Raw genomic sequence first — 1442 nt, 5'->3', positions numbered from 1 at the left:
ACGCGGCGGCCACCGACCTCGACGACGACGGACTGCCGCGGCAGGACCTCGTCCTCGTCGATCGGTTGCCCGGCGGTGAACGGGGGAACCTGGTTGTCCCATTCGGTTTCGATCCACCGGGTGTGCACCGAGAACGAGTCCCCGTCGCCGATGAACGCCGGATCGGAGACCACCGCAGCGTGGAACGGAATCACCGTCGCAAGGCCTTCGACGGTGAACTCCGCGAGCGCCCGACGCGAACGCGCGAGCGCCTCGTCGCGGGTGGCTCCGGTGACGATGAGTTTGGCGAGCATCGAATCGAACTGGCCACCGATCACACTGCCGGATTCGACACCGGAGTCGACGCGCACTCCCGGGCCGGAGGGGGCGGTGAAGGTGGTGACCGGTCCGGGTGCGGGCAGGAACCCGCGGCCGGCGTCTTCGCCGTTGATGCGGAACTCGAACGAATGCCCCCGCGGTTCCGGATCTTCGGAGATCGAGAGTTCTTCGCCGTTGGCGATGCGGAACTGTTGCAGCACCAGGTCGATGCCGGAGGTTTCCTCGGTGACCGGGTGCTCGACCTGCAGGCGGGTGTTGACTTCCAGGAAGGAGACGAGTCCGTCCTGGCCGACGAGGTATTCGACGGTTCCGGCGCCGTAGTAGCCGGCTTCGAGGCAGATGGCTTTGGCGCTGGAGTGGATTTCTTTGCGTTGGGCGTCGGTGAGGAACGGGGCGGGGGCTTCTTCGACGAGTTTCTGGAAGCGGCGTTGCAGGGAGCAGTCGCGGGTGCCGGCGACGATGACGTTGCCGTGTTGGTCGGCGATGACCTGCGCTTCGACGTGGCGTGGTTTGTCGAGGTAGCGTTCGACGAAGCATTCCCCTCGCCCGAACGCGGCGACGGCTTCGCGGGTGGCGGAGTCGAACAGTTCGGGGATTTCCTCGCGGGTGCGGGCCACTTTCATGCCGCGGCCACCGCCACCGAATGCGGCTTTGATCGCGATCGGCAGGCCGTGTTCGTCGACGAACGCCAAAATTTCGTTCGCGTCTTTGACCGGTTCGGAGGTGCCCGGGACCGACGGTGCTTTGGCGCGGGCGGCGATGTGGCGGGCGGTGACCTTGTCGCCGAGGTCGCGGATGGACTGTGGGGAGGGTCCGATCCAGATCAGGCCTGCGTCGAGGACGGCTTGGGCGAAGTCGGCGTTCTCGGAGAGGAATCCGTAGCCGGGGTGGATGGCGTCGGCGCCGGACTTGGCGGCGGCATCCAAAATTTTGTCGATCACCAAATAGGATTCGGCCGAGGACTGCCCGCCGAGGGCGAATGCTTCGTCGGCGAGGCGGACGAACGGGGCATCGGCGTCGGGTTCGGCGTAGACAGCGACACTGGCCAACCCGGCATCAGCAGCCGCCCGGATCACCCGCACCGCGATCTCACCACGATTGGCAACAAGAACCTTGGTGATCTG

The 1442-nt window shown here is 66.2% G+C and carries 1 protein-coding gene; it reads right to left on the bottom strand.

Going from position 1 to position 1442, the window contains the following annotated elements; genetic code table 11:
- A partial coding sequence (locus CH286_RS27500; RefSeq protein WP_217902958.1) for an acetyl-CoA carboxylase biotin carboxylase subunit occupies positions 1–1442 on the bottom strand: 1442 nt, incomplete at both ends.

The sequence above is a fragment of the Rhodococcus sp. WWJCD1 genome, from assembly GCF_002258735.1.
GTDB lineage: Bacteria > Actinomycetota > Actinomycetes > Mycobacteriales > Mycobacteriaceae > Rhodococcoides.
Note: the sequence above shows the minus strand (reverse complement) of the source record. Positions and strands in the feature narration are given on the sequence as shown.